Origin of the sequence: Variovorax sp. LjRoot175 (assembly GCF_964253805.1) — a bacterium.
GTDB lineage: Bacteria > Pseudomonadota > Gammaproteobacteria > Burkholderiales > Burkholderiaceae_C > Variovorax.
In genome coordinates, this window is record NZ_CAXURY020000001.1 from 557,666 (window position 1) to 573,219 (window position 15,554).

General features: G+C 67.8%; 13 protein-coding genes. 10 read left to right on the forward strand and 3 right to left on the reverse strand.

Annotated features, from left to right (window positions below):
* Positions 1-35 precede the first annotated feature (35 nt).
* The 6 genes from ACSQ89_RS02905 (at position 36) to ACSQ89_RS02930 (ending at position 3,400) form a co-directional block, all read left to right on the forward strand.
* A complete protein-coding gene (locus ACSQ89_RS02905; RefSeq protein ID WP_093105125.1) occupies positions 36-587 on the forward strand; it encodes a hypothetical protein in 552 nt (183 codons plus the stop codon).
* A gap of 48 nt (positions 588-635) precedes the next feature.
* The gene (locus tag ACSQ89_RS02910) at positions 636-1,091 is read left to right on the forward strand and encodes a phasin family protein (RefSeq protein ID WP_436294427.1); all 456 of its coding nucleotides are present in this window, start codon (positions 636-638) and stop codon (positions 1,089-1,091) included.
* A gap of 27 nt (positions 1,092-1,118) precedes the next feature.
* The gene (locus ACSQ89_RS02915) at positions 1,119-1,754 is read left to right on the forward strand and encodes a TetR/AcrR family transcriptional regulator (protein WP_093105131.1); all 636 of its coding nucleotides are present in this window, start codon (positions 1,119-1,121) and stop codon (positions 1,752-1,754) included.
* Positions 1,755-1,826: 72 nt separating this feature from the next.
* On the forward strand, positions 1,827-2,600 hold the full coding sequence (locus ACSQ89_RS02920) for an esterase/lipase family protein (protein WP_093105134.1): 774 nt from the start codon (positions 1,827-1,829) through the stop codon (positions 2,598-2,600).
* 25 nt (positions 2,601-2,625) lie between these two features.
* Complete coding sequence (locus ACSQ89_RS02925; RefSeq protein WP_093105462.1) at positions 2,626-2,994, forward strand: VOC family protein; 369 nt, start codon at positions 2,626-2,628, stop codon at positions 2,992-2,994.
* Between the two features lie 13 nt (positions 2,995-3,007).
* On the forward strand, positions 3,008-3,400 hold the full coding sequence (locus ACSQ89_RS02930) for an iron chaperone (RefSeq protein ID WP_436294428.1): 393 nt from the start codon (positions 3,008-3,010) through the stop codon (positions 3,398-3,400).
* A gap of 11 nt (positions 3,401-3,411) precedes the next feature.
* Here the strand turns inward: ACSQ89_RS02930 and ACSQ89_RS02935 are convergent, their stop codons facing one another.
* From ACSQ89_RS02935 to ACSQ89_RS02945, 3 genes are all read right to left on the reverse strand, one after another.
* Positions 3,412-6,630 (reverse strand): bifunctional cytochrome P450/NADPH--P450 reductase, encoded by a 3,219-nt coding sequence (locus ACSQ89_RS02935; protein ID WP_436294429.1) that lies wholly within the window; start codon positions 6,628-6,630, stop codon positions 3,412-3,414.
* A 98-nt stretch (positions 6,631-6,728) separates the two neighbouring features.
* Positions 6,729-7,979 carry a branched-chain amino acid ABC transporter substrate-binding protein gene (locus ACSQ89_RS02940; protein ID WP_436294430.1) on the reverse strand — a complete coding sequence of 417 codons (1,251 nt, stop codon included), beginning with the start codon at positions 7,977-7,979 and terminating at the stop codon, positions 6,729-6,731.
* Positions 7,980-8,009: 30 nt separating this feature from the next.
* Positions 8,010-8,666, reverse strand: a complete 657-nt coding sequence (locus tag ACSQ89_RS02945) for a TetR/AcrR family transcriptional regulator (protein WP_093105144.1) — start codon at positions 8,664-8,666, stop codon at positions 8,010-8,012.
* A gap of 74 nt (positions 8,667-8,740) precedes the next feature.
* Here ACSQ89_RS02945 and ACSQ89_RS02950 point away from each other — a divergent pair, with 74 nt between their 5' ends.
* The 4 genes from ACSQ89_RS02950 to ACSQ89_RS02965 all read left to right on the forward strand — a co-directional run bounded on the left by ACSQ89_RS02950 (position 8,741) and on the right by ACSQ89_RS02965 (position 15,537).
* Positions 8,741-10,360 carry an AMP-binding protein gene (locus tag ACSQ89_RS02950; RefSeq protein ID WP_436294431.1) on the forward strand — a complete coding sequence of 540 codons (1,620 nt, stop codon included), beginning with the start codon at positions 8,741-8,743 and terminating at the stop codon, positions 10,358-10,360.
* Positions 10,360-13,656: a carboxyl transferase domain-containing protein gene (locus tag ACSQ89_RS02955; protein ID WP_436294432.1), complete on the forward strand. Its 3,297-nt coding sequence runs from the start codon at positions 10,360-10,362 to the stop codon at positions 13,654-13,656. The genes ACSQ89_RS02950 and ACSQ89_RS02955 overlap by 1 nt, the downstream gene beginning before the upstream one ends.
* Positions 13,657-13,720: 64 nt before the next feature.
* Complete coding sequence (locus ACSQ89_RS02960) at positions 13,721-15,001, forward strand: SGNH/GDSL hydrolase family protein (protein ID WP_093105151.1); 1,281 nt, start codon at positions 13,721-13,723, stop codon at positions 14,999-15,001.
* A 119-nt stretch (positions 15,002-15,120) separates the two neighbouring features.
* Positions 15,121-15,537, forward strand: a complete 417-nt coding sequence (locus ACSQ89_RS02965) for a YXWGXW repeat-containing protein (protein WP_093105154.1) — start codon at positions 15,121-15,123, stop codon at positions 15,535-15,537.
* Positions 15,538-15,554: the final 17 nt, after the last annotated feature.

Genomic DNA, 15,554 nt, shown 5'->3' on the forward strand with positions numbered 1-15,554 from the left:
AAGATGAGCCTCATCAACTTCACCAGGAAACCACCATGTCCACGCAAAACATCTCCACGGCCGCCATCCATGTCGTCGGTCAGTACAACGAGGCCGGCAAGACGCTGGTCAGCGCCTACCGCACCGGCGCGCATCGGCTGCTGAACGGCGCCGCTTCGCGCTACAGCGCCTTCCTCGGCAAACGCCAACTGCCGCTCCTGAACGACGACATCAAGGCCCGCCTGATCGGCGCGCAAGACAAGATCAACGGCTTCCTGGCCAACCGCCTCGACATCGACACCGGCCGCGTGGTCTCGGTGATGGACCGTGTCGCCGCCGGTACCACGAGCGGCATCGAGTCGGTCGCCAAGGTCGCGGCGCGCGTCGAGTCGCCGCTCGGCAGCTCGGTGCTGAACACGCTGGGCAGCGTCCACATGCCGATCGCCAACGTTTCGGTGCAGATCGCCGACAAGATCGCCGCCGGTGCCAAGCAGATCGAAAGCCGCGTGGCCGGCGACACGAGCGCCGCCCAGGTCGTCAAGACCGTGAAGGCCAAGGCCAAGCCGGTGGTGCGCCGCGCCGTGCGCAGCACCACGCGCAAGGCCTGATGGCCGTGGCGGCCGGCCGCCTTTCTTTCAACGTCCTCCGGAGCAACGATGGCGACTCGCCGCGATGAAACTGTCAGCGTGAAGAAGAAGGCGGCGGCCGCCAAGAAAGCGGCGCCGGCCAAGAAGTCGGCGCCGCGCAAGGCGGCTCCAGCCAAGAAAGCGACAGCCGCCGCGCCTGCAAAGAAGGCCGGCGCGCAAGGCCTGCTGCGCGCAGGCCTGAAGGCCTTGGGCAACGTGCGCAACGACGTCGTCAAGCGCCAGACCAACGTCATCGAAAGCCTGCTCGGCATCGGGCAACCCAAGCCCGATGCCCCGGCGCGCGGCTTTCCGGGGCTCGACAGCTTCGGTATCCGCAAGTTCGAAGACGTGTTCGACCAGCGCGTCGCCACGGCGATGCAGCGACTGGGCATGCCCAGCGCACAGGAAATCCAAGAACTGCGCGAGCAGATGCGCCTCTTGCTCGAGCATCTCGAGCGCATCGAATCCGGCCGGCGCAAGCGCTGAGGCTCAACGCTTCGAGCCCTTCAGCCCGTGGCCAGCTCCAACACGACGCGCGAACGCATCCTGCAGACCAGCCTGGCGCTGTTCAACGCGCAAGGGCTCGCGGCGGTGTCGACGCACAGGATCGCGGCCGAGCTCGAGATCAGCCCCGGCAACCTCCACTACCACTTCAAGGCCAAGCAGCTGATCGTCGATCGGCTGTTCCGGCGCTTCGAGGACCGGCTCGAACTGCTCAACGCCTCGTCGGATACCGTGCGCGCGATCGACGACCTCTGGCTCGCGCTGCACCTGCGCTTCGAGGCCATCGACGCCTACCGCTTCGTCTACCGCGACATGGCCTACCTCTCCGGCGAGTACCCCGAACTCGGGCAGCGGGCGCAGGGGCTGACGGCGCAGAACCTGCTGGCGGCGCAATCCTTGTGCGAAACGCTGGTGGCCGCCGGTGTCATCGATGCGACAGCCGAGGAGGCGCAGATGCTCGCGCTGCAGATGGTGTTCACCACCACCTGCTGGCTTTCCTTCGAGCGGCTGGTGCCGGGCCGCGACGCCCTGCAGCAGGCCGATCCGGGGCTGGCGGCCTTCTACACGCTGACGTTGGTTTCCCCCTACGTTTCCCGCGAATCGAGGGCTTACCTTGATTACCTCCGGGGCAAATACCTCCGATAAATGAGCTTGCCGTCCGACTGGTATTCGGCCTGCGCGACCGCACATTCACTCAGAACGACAAAGGAGAACTTCATGATGGCAGCCACCCACAACCCCATCCCGCCGCCCTCGCGCCTGCTGCTTCTTGCAGAGGCGCGCGCGCTCTGGGAGGCCGGCGCTGCCGTCGCCCTCTGGCCGCTGCTGCAACTGACGCCGCGCGGCGACGGTCATCCGGTGCTGGTGCTGCCCGGCCTGGTGGCGAGCGACATGTCCACCAAGCTGCTGCGGCACTACCTGCGAAGCCGCGGCTACGACGCCCACGGCTGGGGCCTGGGGCGCAACCTCGGCCCGCGCGAGGGCATCGAGGACGGCATGATCGAGAAGCTCGAATCGCTGCACACCGAAACCGGCCGCAAGGTCAGCCTGATCGGCTGGAGCCTGGGCGGTGTCTACGCGCGCCTGCTCGCGTCGACCCGGCCGGATCTCGTGCGCAGCGTGGTCACGCTGGGCAGCCCCTTCACGGGCAGCGCACGCGCAACGAACGCATGGCGCGTCTACGAAGGCGTGAGCGGCCAGAGCTCGGAAGACCCGCGGCGCATGAAGCAGGTGCGGCCGACGCCCAAGGTGCCCACCACCTCGATCTTCAGCCGCAGCGACGGCGTGGTCGCGTGGCAATGCAGCGTGGAAGAGACCGGGCCGAGCTCGGAGAACATCGAAGTGGTGGCCAGCCACCTGGGGCTGGGTGCGCATCCGGCGGTGCTCTATGCGCTGGCGGATCGGCTGGCGCAGCCGGAAGGGGCGTGGAAGCCTTTCAATCGAGGCGCGCTCGGGCCGCTGGTGTTTCCTGATCCGGCGCGGCCGGAATAGTCCTGCTGTTCTGGAGGTGGCCATGATCTTCGATCACATCGGCTTCAATGTGAGCGATTTGCAGGCCAGCAAGGCCTTCTATGTCCGGGCGCTGGCGCCGCTCGGCATCGGTGTCGCGATGGACGGTGAAGGCTGGGTCATGCTCGGCCGCCCCGGCAGACCCCAGTTCTGGATCGGCTCGTTCGGCAGCAGCCCGGGTCCCATTCACATCGCGTTCGCGGCCGAGAACCGCGAGCAGGTCCGTCGGTTCTACGACGCAGCGCTCGCCGCAGGGGGCAAGGACAACGGCCCGCCAGGGCTGCGCGAGCACTATCACGCCAACTACTACGGCGCCTTCGTCATCGGTCCCGACGGGCACAACGTCGAGGCCGTGTGCCACGCGCCGGAGGCTTGAGCTTCCGCACAGCATGGCGACGACCCGGACGACGCCGAAGAACATCGACGCGTACATCGCGGCCTTTTCGCCCGAGGTGCAGGCGATCCTCGAAGAGATCCGAACGACGATCAGGAAGGCCGCACCCGACGCCGAGGAGACGATCAGCTACCAGATCCCCGCTTTCACGCTGGGCGGTGTTCTGGTGTACTTCGCGGCCTTCAAGAAGCACATCGGCTTCTATCCGCCGGTGCGGGGCGACGCGCGGCTGGAGAAGGCCGTGTCCGTCTACGCGGGGGAGAAGGGCAACCTGCGATTCCCGCTCGACCAGCCGATGCCGTACGGGCTGATCGAGCGGATCGTGAAACTCAGGGTCAAGCAGAACCTGGCCAAGGCAAGCGCGAAGGCGGGGAAGCGGCGAAGCTGATCATCGCGACTTCAGTTCCCCGCCCACACATCCAGCACATAGCGCTTCTCGGCAATCATCCTGTCCAGCCAGGCGTTGCCGTCCTGCCCATGCTCGCGCGCGATGTCCGACAACGCGCGCCGCACGTCGGGCTCCATGCGCGAGCCGTCGCCGCAGACGTAGACGATCGCGCCCTGTTCCAGCAGCCGCCAGACCTCGGCCGACTGCTCGCGGATGCGGTCCTGCACATAGACCTTGCGGTCGCCCGCGCGCGAGAACGCGGTGTGGAGCTGCACCACGCCGCGATCGGCCCAGCTCTCGAGCTCGTCGGCATAGATGAAGTCCTGATCGGGATGCCGGCAGCCGAAGAAGAGCATGGCCTTGCCTGGCGTCGCGCCCTTGGCGATCTGCGCCTCGCGTTCCTGCAGGAAGCCGCGAAAGGGCGCGAGGCCGGTGCCCGGCCCGACCATGATCATCGGACGCTGCGGGTCGTCGGGCAGGCGGAAGCCCTCGGCCGTGGTTTCGCGCACCACGCCATGCACCATTTCGCCGGCCTCGGTGCGCGAGAGATAGTTGGAGCACACGCCTTCGAACTGGCCGAAACCGGAGCGCGCAGGGCCCGCCACCACGCCCACCGTGACACTGCAGCGCACGCTGTCGACCGAGGGCGATGAGGAGATCGAGTAGTAGCGCAGCGAGAGCGGCGACAGCATTTCCAGAAACACGGCGAACGGCACTTGGCAGGCCGGAAACTCTTCCAGCAGGTCGAGCACCGACTTGCGCTTTTGCAGCACCTCGCTCTTGTAGAGCGCCGCGGAGGCCTCGTCGGCGCCCGACAGCGCCGCCAGCTTCGGCTTCGTGAAGGGGCATTCGGTGTGCGCCGCGAGTTGGGCGATCTGCTTGCGCGTGACTACGTCCTGGAGCTCGACGTAGTCGCCCAGCAGGCGGTCGACCGCGATCACCTGGTCCACCGGCAGCGCGGCCTTTCGCCCGGGTTGCGCCTGCAGGCGCACATGCGCCTTGCGGTCGAAGCCGAAGCGCGCCATCGCGCGCTCCACCTGCGCCGGGCCGTTGCGCGGCACCACGCTCAGGTGGTCGCCGGGTCGGTAGCTCACGCCCTCGGGCAGCTGCAGTTCGACGTGCCGCGTCGAGCGTCCTTCGACATCGCTGCTGCCGGCGCTTTGCAACTCACGGTTTTCGATCACGCGCATGCCCACGGCGCCCAGCGCATCGACCAGCGCGTTTTTTTGCGGCGGCGGCAGTTCCTCCAGCGTGTAGAGCGGCTCGCTCTGCGCCGGCGTGTAGTCGCCCTGCTTGAGGTCGAAGGCCGCGACGAGCTGCGGCCACAGCGCATCGCTCCAGTCCTGGAAAGCGCCGTCCATGTCCTCGCGCGCATCGCCTTCGCCGCGTGCGTGGACGCGCGTCGCGCCGAGCGCCGCCAGGCGTTCGTCGATGCGCCGCGGCACGGCCTGGTAGGTCGAGGCCCAGTCGGTGTTGCCGCAGCCGAACACGCTGAAGCGCACGCCGTTGAGCGAGTCGTCGGCCTTGTCGAGCCAGCGATGGAACTCGGCCGCGTTGTCGGGCGCCACGCCGTTGTAGGAGGCGCAGACGACGGCGACGGCGCCGTTCGCGGGCAGCCGCTCCGCATAGTCGTCGAGCGAGGCGAGCTGGGTCGAGAAGCCGCGCATCTCGCCGGCCTCGGCCAGCTGGCGCGCCAGGTCCTCGGCGGTGCCGAGGTTGGAGCCCTGAAGGACCAGCAGCGATGTGCCGTGGCGCGCGGCCTGCGGCTTCGCGGCGGCAGGGCGCTCGACCGCGGCCTGCACCGGCTGCGAGGAGGCCTCGCCGCGCGGCCGTGTGGCCGGATCGCGCAGCAGCGCCTTGATCTTGAAGCCCTCCGGCTTGATCGTGAGCGCCTCCTTGATCTTGAGCTTGTAGCCCGTGTGATCGACCAGCGTGAAGCGCTGCAGGATCATGCCCAGCGTGAGCACCGCCTCCTGCAGCGCGAACTGCCGCCCGATGCATGCGCGCTGCCCGTTGCCGAAGGGCTTGAAGGCATTGACGGGCCGCTCGCGCTCGGCTTCGCGACTGAAGTGGTCGGGGTTGAACCGTTCCGCATCCTCGCCCCACACCGTCTTGTCGCGGTGCAGCGCGAGCGCATGCATGATGACCATGTTGCGCTTCTTGATCGTGTACTGGCCGCCGATGGTCGTGTCTTCCTTCGCCGCCATCGCGATCGCCGGCGCGGTCGGGAACATGCGCAGCGATTCCTTGAGCACCTGCAGCACGTAGACCAGGCGGTTCACCTGCGCGTAGCTGGGCTTCACCGAGAGGTCGGACCCGAACACGTTGTCGACCTCGGCCTGGGCCTTGGCCATCGCCTCGGGGTTGTTCAGCAGGAAGTAGATCGCGAAGGACAGCAGGCCGCTGGTGGTCTCATGGCCGGCGATCAGGAACTCGATGCATTCGTCGCGGATCTGCCGGTCGTCCAGCCGCTCACCGGTCTTCTTGTCGACCCCGGCGATCATGTAGCTCAGCAGGTCGGGCTTGGTCGCGATATCGGCGCCGCTCGTTCGACGCTCCTGGATGATGTCTTCCACCATCTTGTGCATGAAGCGGATGTCCTTGCGCTGCTGCGCCAGCTCCTTCTTGAGCATCAGCTCCTCGAGCGGGATGCCGCGCCGGTTCTGCACCGTCTCGAGCGTGCGCACCATCGCGTCGACGAAAGGGTGGAAGCCCTCGCGGTAGAAGGAATTGAAGCGGTAGCCGAAGCCGCACAGGCCGATGGTGTCGAGCGTGAGCGCGGTCATGTCGCGCACCACGTCCACCTCTTCGTCGAAGTTGAGCCGCTCCCACTTGGTGACGAGCTGCTCGGCGATGTCCAACATCATCGGGTGGTAGGCCTGCATCGCGCGCTGGCTGAAGTTGGCTAGCAGGATGTTGTGCGGCTTCGACCAGGTCGCCTCGTGCGTGTCGGAAGTGAAGAGGCCATGCGAGAGCGCGCGCAGGCGGCGCAGCGTGCCCTTGGTGCTCTTGTCGAAGCGCTTCTCGTCGCACAGCTCGTCGACCAGCGCGGCCGAGGACACCACGATCACCGGCATGCCCGGCATGTCGAGCCAGTAGATGGCACCGAGCTCCTGCGCGATCTTCCACATGTCGAGCACCGGCGAGTCGGAGCCGATCGACAGGATGTTGCCGACGAAGGGTTTCTTCGCCGGATGCGGGATCGGGTAGAGCGCGTTCTTGCCTGCCATGGTGTTCTGATGCCTCCGGTCAGCCCGTTGCGTGCGACATCGCAGTATCTCGATGCCGCTGCGCGCGGCAGGCAGGGCTATCCCTTAGCGCGAGGGCATCAGGAGGCAGGTCGGACCATCTTGCATTCCGTGCCTTGCGCCAGCTCGTTGCCGGTGTAGACCGCGTCGGTGCGAAATCCATAGTTCGTGCCTTCCCAGCCCACCTTGACCGTCTTGCCGTCCACCGGTGCGATGGTGTTGACGACCTGGGGCAGCAGCAACTGGTGGTCCTCGGCGCGCATGCGCACGGGGCCGACCACCGAGTCGAAGCTCAGGTCTTCGAGGGCGCGCGCGACCTTCACGGTATCGGTGCTGCCGGCCTTGTTGATCGCGGCCGCCAGCAGGCGCGGCGTGAACTCGATGCGCGGCGCGAGGAAGTCCTTGCCTGTCTTTGCCCTGTAGGCCTTGGCGAGCGCATCGGCCTTGGGCGTGTCGGCCTCGCCCGGATGCCATTCGGCCACCCAGGTCAGCTGGCCCAGCTTGGCCTGCGACACCGCGAGCACGGTGCCCGGCACGGAGCCGGCGCTGTGATTGAAGTAGCGCAGGTTGTAGCCGGCGTCGCCCGCGGCCTTGAGCAAGAGCGTCATGTCCTGGCCCCAGTTGCCGCTGATCACCGTGTCGGCGCCGGCCTGCCGCACGTTCGCGAGGTAGGGCGAGAAGTCCTTCACGCGCCCGATGGGATGCAGCGCCTCGCCGACGAACTGGACGTCGGGCCGCGCCAGGCCCACCAGCTGGCGGCCGTAGCTCGCCCATTGCTTGCCGTGCGCGTAGTCCTGGTTGAGCAGGTAGACCTTCTTGATGTCCGGCGTCTTCTTGATGTAGTTGGCCAGCGCCTTCATCTTCATCGCGGTGTTGGCCTCGGTCTGGAAGTGCCAGAAGCTGCAGCCCTTGCCGGTCATCTCAGGGTCGATCGAGGAGTGGTTGAGCACCAGCAGCTCCTTGCCCGGGTTGCGCTGGTTCCAGCGGTTCACCGACTGCACCAGCGCCGTCACCACCGAAGAGCCCGAGCCGCCCGTGATGATGGCCTGCGCACCCTGGTCGATGGCGGCCTGTAGCGCGCTCTGGCTCTCCTGCGCGGAAAGCTTGCTGTCGAACTGCAGCAGCTGCAGCTTCGTACCGCCGAGCACGCCGCCCTTGGCATTGAGGTCTTCGACCGCGTACTGGATGTGCGTGAGCATCAGCTCGCCGACGTTCGCGAAGGGGCCCGAGAGCGGGTCGATGTAGGCGATCTTGTAGGTCTGCTGGGCCGATGCGAGGCCCGATGCGGCCAGCATTGCCAGCGCGAGGGGCGCGAGGCGAAGGGAAATCATGCGTTGTCTCCTTGGGGTCGTCGGTGAGGATCAGGTCGTTGTGCGCAGGCCCAGCACGCGCCATGCAAGCTTCGACAACTGGGCGATCACCTCGTCGGGGGAAAGACGGCCGTCGGGCCGGTACCAGCTGTAGAGAAAGCCCGGCAGGCTGAGCGCGGCGAATGCCGTGATCCGGGTGTCCTGGAAGTCCAGGTCGCCGTCGCTGCGGGCTTCCTCGAGCAGCGGGAAGAGCCGGTCGTAGAAGTGGTGCGCGAGCTTCTTCTGCGCGGCGATGTACTCGGGGCGGTAGACCTGCGGCTCGCGATAAGGGAAGAAGGCGCAGGGATGGTGCGTGACGGTGGCGCGGATCAGCCGCTCGATCCCTTCCTTGACCTTCTCGACCGCAGGGCGCTCGTCGGCGTCGGCGAAGTCCAGCGAGATGAAGCAGTCGACCGCGGGGCGCCACGAGAGCGTCTCGAAGATTTCCTGCTTGTCGCGGAAGTAGTAGTAGACGAAGGGCTTGGTCACGCCGAGCGCGCGCACGATCTGCGCCATCGTGGTGTTCGCGTAGCCCTGCCGCGCGAAGAGGTCGGTCGCGGCCTGGAGGATCCGCTCGCGCTGCGCGTCGGTCGATTGCGTCGCGGCGCGCTGGCGGCCGGTGCCCTGCGGCAGGTGGGGTTTGTGCGGTGTCGCCGAAGTTATACCCATGAGTAGGATTGTTGGAGCACCATGCGGCGATGGCAAGCGGCCAGCCCTATCGATAACCCTGTGAGACTGACGCCATGGAGACAACCGCGCTTCCCGACCGCCCGCAGCAGCCCCTGCACGAGTACCTGCGCAACCATGCGCGCGAGCGTGGGAATCACGCAGCCTGCATCTGGTACGGGCGCACGATGAGCTACGCCGAGCTCGATGCCGCGAGCGATGCCTTCGCGGCGCGGCTGCAGGCCATCGGCGTGAAGAAAGGCGATCCGGTGGTGCTCTTCCTCAACAACTGCCCGCAGTACCTGGCGGCGCACTTCGGCATCCAGAAGATCGGCGCCATCGTGTGTCCGAGCGGGCCGCTCAACAAGGAGCATGAGCTGGCCTACCAGGTCAATGACCTGAAGGCGCGCGTGATCGTCGCGGCTTCGTCGCTCTTGCCGGTGGTCGACAAGGTGAAGCCGGCGAGTGCGCTGGAACATGTGTTCGTGGTGCACTACGCCGATCTGCTGGCGGATGACCCGACGCTCGACCTCCCGGCTGACCTCGCTGCGACGCAGCGCGAGCCGCGCAACGTGCCGGCGGGCTGCGAAGATTTCCTCGCCGTGATGCAAAGCGGCGCGCGCCCGTCGCCGGTCGCGCTGTCGATGGACGACATTGCGCTCATGACCTACACCTCCGGCACCACCGGCCTGCCCAAGGGCGCGATGCTGAGCTACGGCAATGCGCTCTTCAAGACGCGCGCCGCCGCCGACTGCAACGGCGTTGCCGCGAGCGACGTGCTGCTGTCGATCGCGCCGCTCTATCACATCGCCGGCATGCTGATGGGGGTCGACGTGCCGGTGCTCACCGGCGCCACCTCGGTGCTGCTGCACCGCTTCGAGCCGCGCGCTGTGCTGCAGGCCATCGAACGCTACAAGGTCAACTGGTGGTACAGCATCGCGCCGATGAACGTGGCCTGCATGCAGGTGGAAGGCATCACGCGCTTCGATCTGGCTAGCCTGCGCATGAACCCGGTCACGAGCTTCGGCATCACCTTCACCGAGCCGCTGGCTGCGCAATGGCGCGGCTTCGCGAAGAATTGCACCTCCTTCGAAGCCGCCTACGGCCTCTCCGAAACCCACACCTGCGACACCTACACGCCGCACCACGCGCCGCGCTGGGGCACGCAGGGCGTCGCGGTGCCAGGCGTCACGATCCGCATCGTCGATGCCGACACCGGCGAAGACAAGGCGGTGGGCGAGGTCGGCGAGATCGTGCTCACGAGCCCGGGCACCTTCAAGGGCTACTGGAACAAGCCCGAGGCCACGGCCGCGACCTTGCGCAAGGGTTGGGTGCACACCGGCGACATGGGCAAGCTCGATGCCGACGGCTATCTCACGTTCATCGGCCGCTTCAAGGAGATGATCAAGGTCTCGGGCTACAGCGTGTTTCCGGAAGAGGTCGAGACCATTCTCATCAAGCATCCGGCGGTGGCGCAGGCCGCGGTCGTCGCGCAACCCGATGCGGAGAAGGGCGAGGTGGTCAAGGCCTTCGTCGTGAAGAAGCCGGGCTTGGCGCTCGACGCCGATGCGCTGATCGCCTGGTCGCGCGAGAACATGGCCAGCTACAAGGCGCCGCGCGCCGTGCGCTTCATCGATGCCTTGCCCACCACGGGTGCCGGCAAGGTGCTGCGCCGGCTGCTGAAAGACCAACCCTGATGTTCCGAAGAATTCTGATTGCCAATCGCGGCGAGATCGCGGTGCGCCTGGTGCGCGCGCTGCGCGACCTTGGTATCGAAAGCGTTGCCGTCCATGCGAAAGACGATGCGAATGCGCTGCATGTTCAACTGGCGGACACGGCCATCGCGCTCGGCGCCACGGGCCCCTCGGCCTATCTGGACATTGCGGCGCTGATCGCAATCGCGCGCGAGCAGGGCTGCGATGCGGTCCATCCCGGCTACGGCTTCCTCAGCGAGCGCTCGGACTTCGCGCAGGCTTGCGCGAAGGCCGGGCTGCGCTTCATCGGCCCGACGCCAGAGCAGCTTGCCCTCTTCGGCGACAAGGCGCGTGCGCGTGCTTTGGCGGAGCAGTGCGATGTGCCTGTGATGCCGGGCAGCGCCGGCGCGGTGACGCTGGCCGAAGCGCAGGCCTTCTTTGCCGCGCAGCAGGCAGAGGGTGCCGGCGTCATGGTGAAGGCCATCGGCGGTGGTGGCGGTCGCGGCATGCGGGCCGTGCTGAACGCGGCGGATCTGCCGGGAGCGCATGCACGCTGCGTGTCCGAAGCGAAGGCGGCCTTCGGCGTCGAGGGCGTTTATGTCGAGCGGCTGATGCGCAATGCGCGCCACATCGAGGTGCAGGTATTGGGCGACGGCAGCGCGGTCGCCAGCCTGGGCGAACGCGAGTGCACCTTGCAGCGGCGCTTCCAGAAGCTGGTCGAGATCGCGCCGAGCCCTTCGCTCTCGTCCGCGCTGCGCGAGCGCATCACGCAGGCGGCGCTGCGCATGGCGCAGGCCGTGGACTACGAGGGGCTGGGCACCTTCGAATTCCTGGTCGACGAGCAGTCGAAGAATCTTCCTTTCGTCTTCATCGAAGCCAATCCGAGGTTGCAGGTCGAGCACACGGTGACCGAGGCCGTCACCGGGCTCGACCTGGTTCAGTTGCAGATCGCGGTCGCGTCCGGGCAGCCGTTGGCCGCGCTCGGCATCGATGCGAATCGAAGCGCGGCGCAGCGCGGCTTCGCGGTGCAATGGCGCATCAATGCCGAAACGCTCGACGTAGAGAGCAACGCCAGGCCGTCCGGCGGGATCCTGTCGCGCTTCGACCTGCCGGCCGGTCCCGGCGTGCGTGTCGACACGCACGGCTACGCGGGCCTCGCGCCTTCGCCCCACTACGACACGCTGCTCGCCAAGCTGATCGTGCATTCGTCCTCGCCGAGCTTCGCCGACGCGCTGCGGCGCTCGCTGCGCGCGCTCGGGGAATGCGCCATCGAGGGCATGACGACCAACCTGGCGCTGCTGCGCGCGATCGGAGCGCGGCCCGAGTTCGCGACGCAGAAGGTGCACACGCGCTTCGTCGAAGAGCATCTGGCGGATCTGCTCGCCGCGGCCGTGCACATCGATGCGGCGAAGTCGGCAGGGCCCGTTTCTGGCACGAACGACGTGGCCGTGCCGAAGGAGGATGAGGAAAACGACCTCGTGATCAAGGCCCCGATGCCCGCGCGGCTGGTGCAGTTCGAGGTCGAGGTCGGCGACGTCCTGCCGGCCGGCGCACAGCTCGGCGTGCTCGAGGCGATGAAGATGGAGCATCTGCTGCACGCGCCCGCGGCCGGCCGCGTGCTTGCGCTGCTGGCCGTGCCCGGCGACTACCTGGTCGAGGGCCAGTCGCTGGTGCGGCTCGAAGCGGTGGATGCGCAGGCCGTGGAGGCCGAGGCGCGCGCCGAGCACGATCTCGATGCCATCCGGCCCGACCTGCAGAAGGTGATCGACCGCCATGCGCCCACGCTCGACGCCAACCGCGCCGTCGCGGTCGCGAAGCGCCACGCGCAGGGCGGCCGCACCGCGCGCGCCAACATCGCGGACCTGTGCGAGCTGGCCGAGGACCCCGGCAACTTCACCGAATACGGCGCGCTCGCCATCGCCGCACAGACGCGCCGCCGCACGCTCGAAGACCTGATCGCCAACACGCCGGCCGACGGCATGGTGACCGGCATCGGCAGCATCAACGCGAAGCAGTTCGGCCCCGAGAGGTCGCGCTGCGTGGTCATGGCCTACGACTACACGGTGCTGGCCGGCACGCAGGGCATGCGCAACCACCACAAGACCGACCGCATGCTGGGCATTGCGCACCAGCTGAAGCTGCCGGTGGTGCTGTTCGCCGAAGGCGGCGGCGGGCGGCCGGGCGATACCGACATGCCCATCGTCGCCGGCCTCAACAACCACACGTTCAGCCAGTTCGCGGCGCTGTCGGGCAAGGTGCCGGTGGTGGGCATCGTGCACGGCCGCTGCTTCGCGGGCAACGCGGCGCTGGTCGGCTGCGCCGACGTGATCATCGCCACCGAGGCCAGCAACATCGGCATGAGCGGACCCGCGATGATCGAAGGCGGTGGCCTCGGCACCTTCGCGCCCGAACAGATCGGGCCCAGCAGCGTGCAGTCGCGCAACGGCGTGATCGACATCCTGGTGAAGGACGAAGCGCATGCGGTCGCCGCGGCGAAGCAATACATCTCCTACTTCCAGGGTCCGACGAGCGACTGGCAGTGCGCCGATCCACGTGCGCTGCGCCATGCGGTGCCCGAGAACCGGTTGCGCGTGTACGACGTGCGCGCCGCGATGCGCGGCGTGGCCGACAGCGGCTCGCTGCTGGAGCTGCGCGCCGGTTTCGGCGCCGGCATCGTGACGGCGCTGGCGCGCATCGAGGGCAAGCCCGTGGGCCTGCTCGCGAACAACCCGCACCATCTCGGCGGCGCGATCGACGTCGAAGCGGCCGACAAGGCCGCGCGCTTCATGCAGCTGTGCAACGCGCATGGCTTGCCGCTGGTCGCGCTGTGCGACACGCCGGGCTTCATGGTCGGGCCCGAGATCGAAGCCGAGGCGCAAGTGCGCCACGTGTGCCGGATGTTCATGGTGGCCTCGCACCTGCGCGTGCCCTATTTCGCCGTGGTGCTGCGCAAGGGCTATGGATTGGGCGCGCAGGCGATGACGGCCGGGGGCTTCGATGCGCCGGTCTTCACCGTGGCCTGGCCCACGGGCGAATTCGGCGCCATGGGGCTCGAGGGCGCGGTGCGGCTTGGTTTCCGCAAGGAACTCGAGGCCGCGGCCGAGGGCGTGGAACGCGATGCCTTGTTCAAGAAGCTGGTGGCCCAGCAGTATGCGAACGGCGAAGCGATCCACATGGCGCAGACGCTGGAGATCGATGCGGTGATCGACCCCGCCGACACGCGCGCCTGGCTGGTGCGCGGGCTGGCATCGTCCGCTGCTGCACAGCACTCGGTCGCGCCCTACGTCGATACCTGGTGAGGCGCGCAAGGCCCTGAGTTACACGGGGGCCGCGAAGGCTCCGTAAACTGGGGTGCTTTTGCGCATGAACCTGGTTTCACGATTCGCCGCCTGCACCGCGCTGCTGCTGAGCCTTCTGCCCGTCGCGTTGCCGGCCCAGCCGCGGGCAGTGCCCGCCATTCGCTGGGTCGCCAGCTGGGCCGCCGCGCCGCAGGACTACCTGAAGGCGCCCGCGCTCCCCGGCATCCAGACTTCGCCGGCGGGTGCGCCGCCCCCTGTCATCGACGGCCAGACCCTGCGCCTGCGCGTGTTGCCGACGCTGGGCGGCGAGCGTGTACGTGTTCGCTTTTCCAACCTGTTCGGCAAAGAGCCCTTGCGCATCGTCGGCGCCAGCGTGGCGCGCAGCACCGGCCCCGATGCGGTGTCGCCGGCGACGCTGCAAGACCTGCGTTTCGGTGGCCTGGCGAGCGCGACGATCGCTCCGGGCGAGGAGCTCTGGAGCGATGGCGCACGGCTCGGTGTCGAGCCCGGGCAGGCCGTGGCGGTGAGCTTTCAGGTCGAGGCGCGCACGTCCTTCGCGACCGTGCATCATCTTGGAAGCACATCGATGGTGCCGGGGCCTGCGCTCATGCAGCCGAAGTGGCGCAATGCAACGCCGTCGTCATGGAACCACATCGTGACCGGCCTCGACGTCGCCAGCCCGGCCGCGCCGCGCGTGGTGGTCGCATTCGGCGACTCCATCACCCAAGGCCTGGGTGCCGGCGAGGGGCAGGCGCTGCCCTCGCGCTATCCGGACCGGCTCGCGACGCGCATGCGTGAGCAGCCCGGCAGTGCCGGGTCCGTGGCGGTGATCAATGCCGGCATCGCCGGCAACCGCTTGCTCACCGATGGCGTCGGCCCGCGGGGCATCGAGCGCTTCCGGCGCGACGTGTTGGCGCAAAGCGGCGTCACGCATGCGGTGATCCTGATCGGCATCAACGACATCGGCCTCAGCTTGCCCATCGCGGTACAGGGGCTCGCGCCGGTGTTCCATCCGCCCAGCGCCGAACAGATCACGGCCGCTTTGCAGCAGCTGATCGAGGAGGCGCATGCCAAGGGCGTGAAGGTGCTGCTGGGCACCATCACGCCCTTCAAGGGCGCGGTCTCCTGGAGCGAGGAAAAGGAGATTCGCCGGCAGGCGGTGAACCGCTGGATCCGCGGCCGCCAGGACGTGGATGCGGTGGTGGATTTCGATCGGGCCTTGCGCAATCCGGCCGATCCGGCGGCGCTCGATCCGCTCCACGACGGGGGTGATCACTTGCATCCCGGCAACGCCGGCTATGCCGCGATGGCGGATGCCATCGACGTGCGCGAACTGCGGGAATAGCGCCTTCGGCAGGCAGCAAGAGGCGACACAGCTTTACACAAGATTTCGCGTGAGGCTTACACCGGCTTCACATCGGCCAGGGACGATGAAGGCTCCAACAACTCATGAGGAGCCCCCCCATGAAAAAACTTGCTGTCACCTTGGCCGTGGGCGCCGCGTCCCTTCTTTCGGTGGGCGCCGCCGTGACGATACCGACCACCGCGCAGGCCCAGCCCGCGGTCATCATCCAGACGCCGCCACCGCCGCCGCGCTCCGAACGCATGCCGCCGCCGCGCCGCGGCTATGTGTGGGCGCCCGGCCACTACGAGTGGCATGGTGGGCGCCATGTCTGGGTTCGCGGCGGATGGGTTCGCGCACGATCCGGCTATGCCTACCGTGCGCCGGAATGGCGTGAACGCGATGGCCGCTGGGAATACAACCGCGGCCGCTGGGACCGCGACCGCGACGGCGTGCCGAACCGCTACGACCGCGACCGCGACAACGACGGCGTGCCCAATCGCTACGACAGCCGGCCTAACAATCCGAACAGAAATTGAGTAGCCAGGAAGAACGC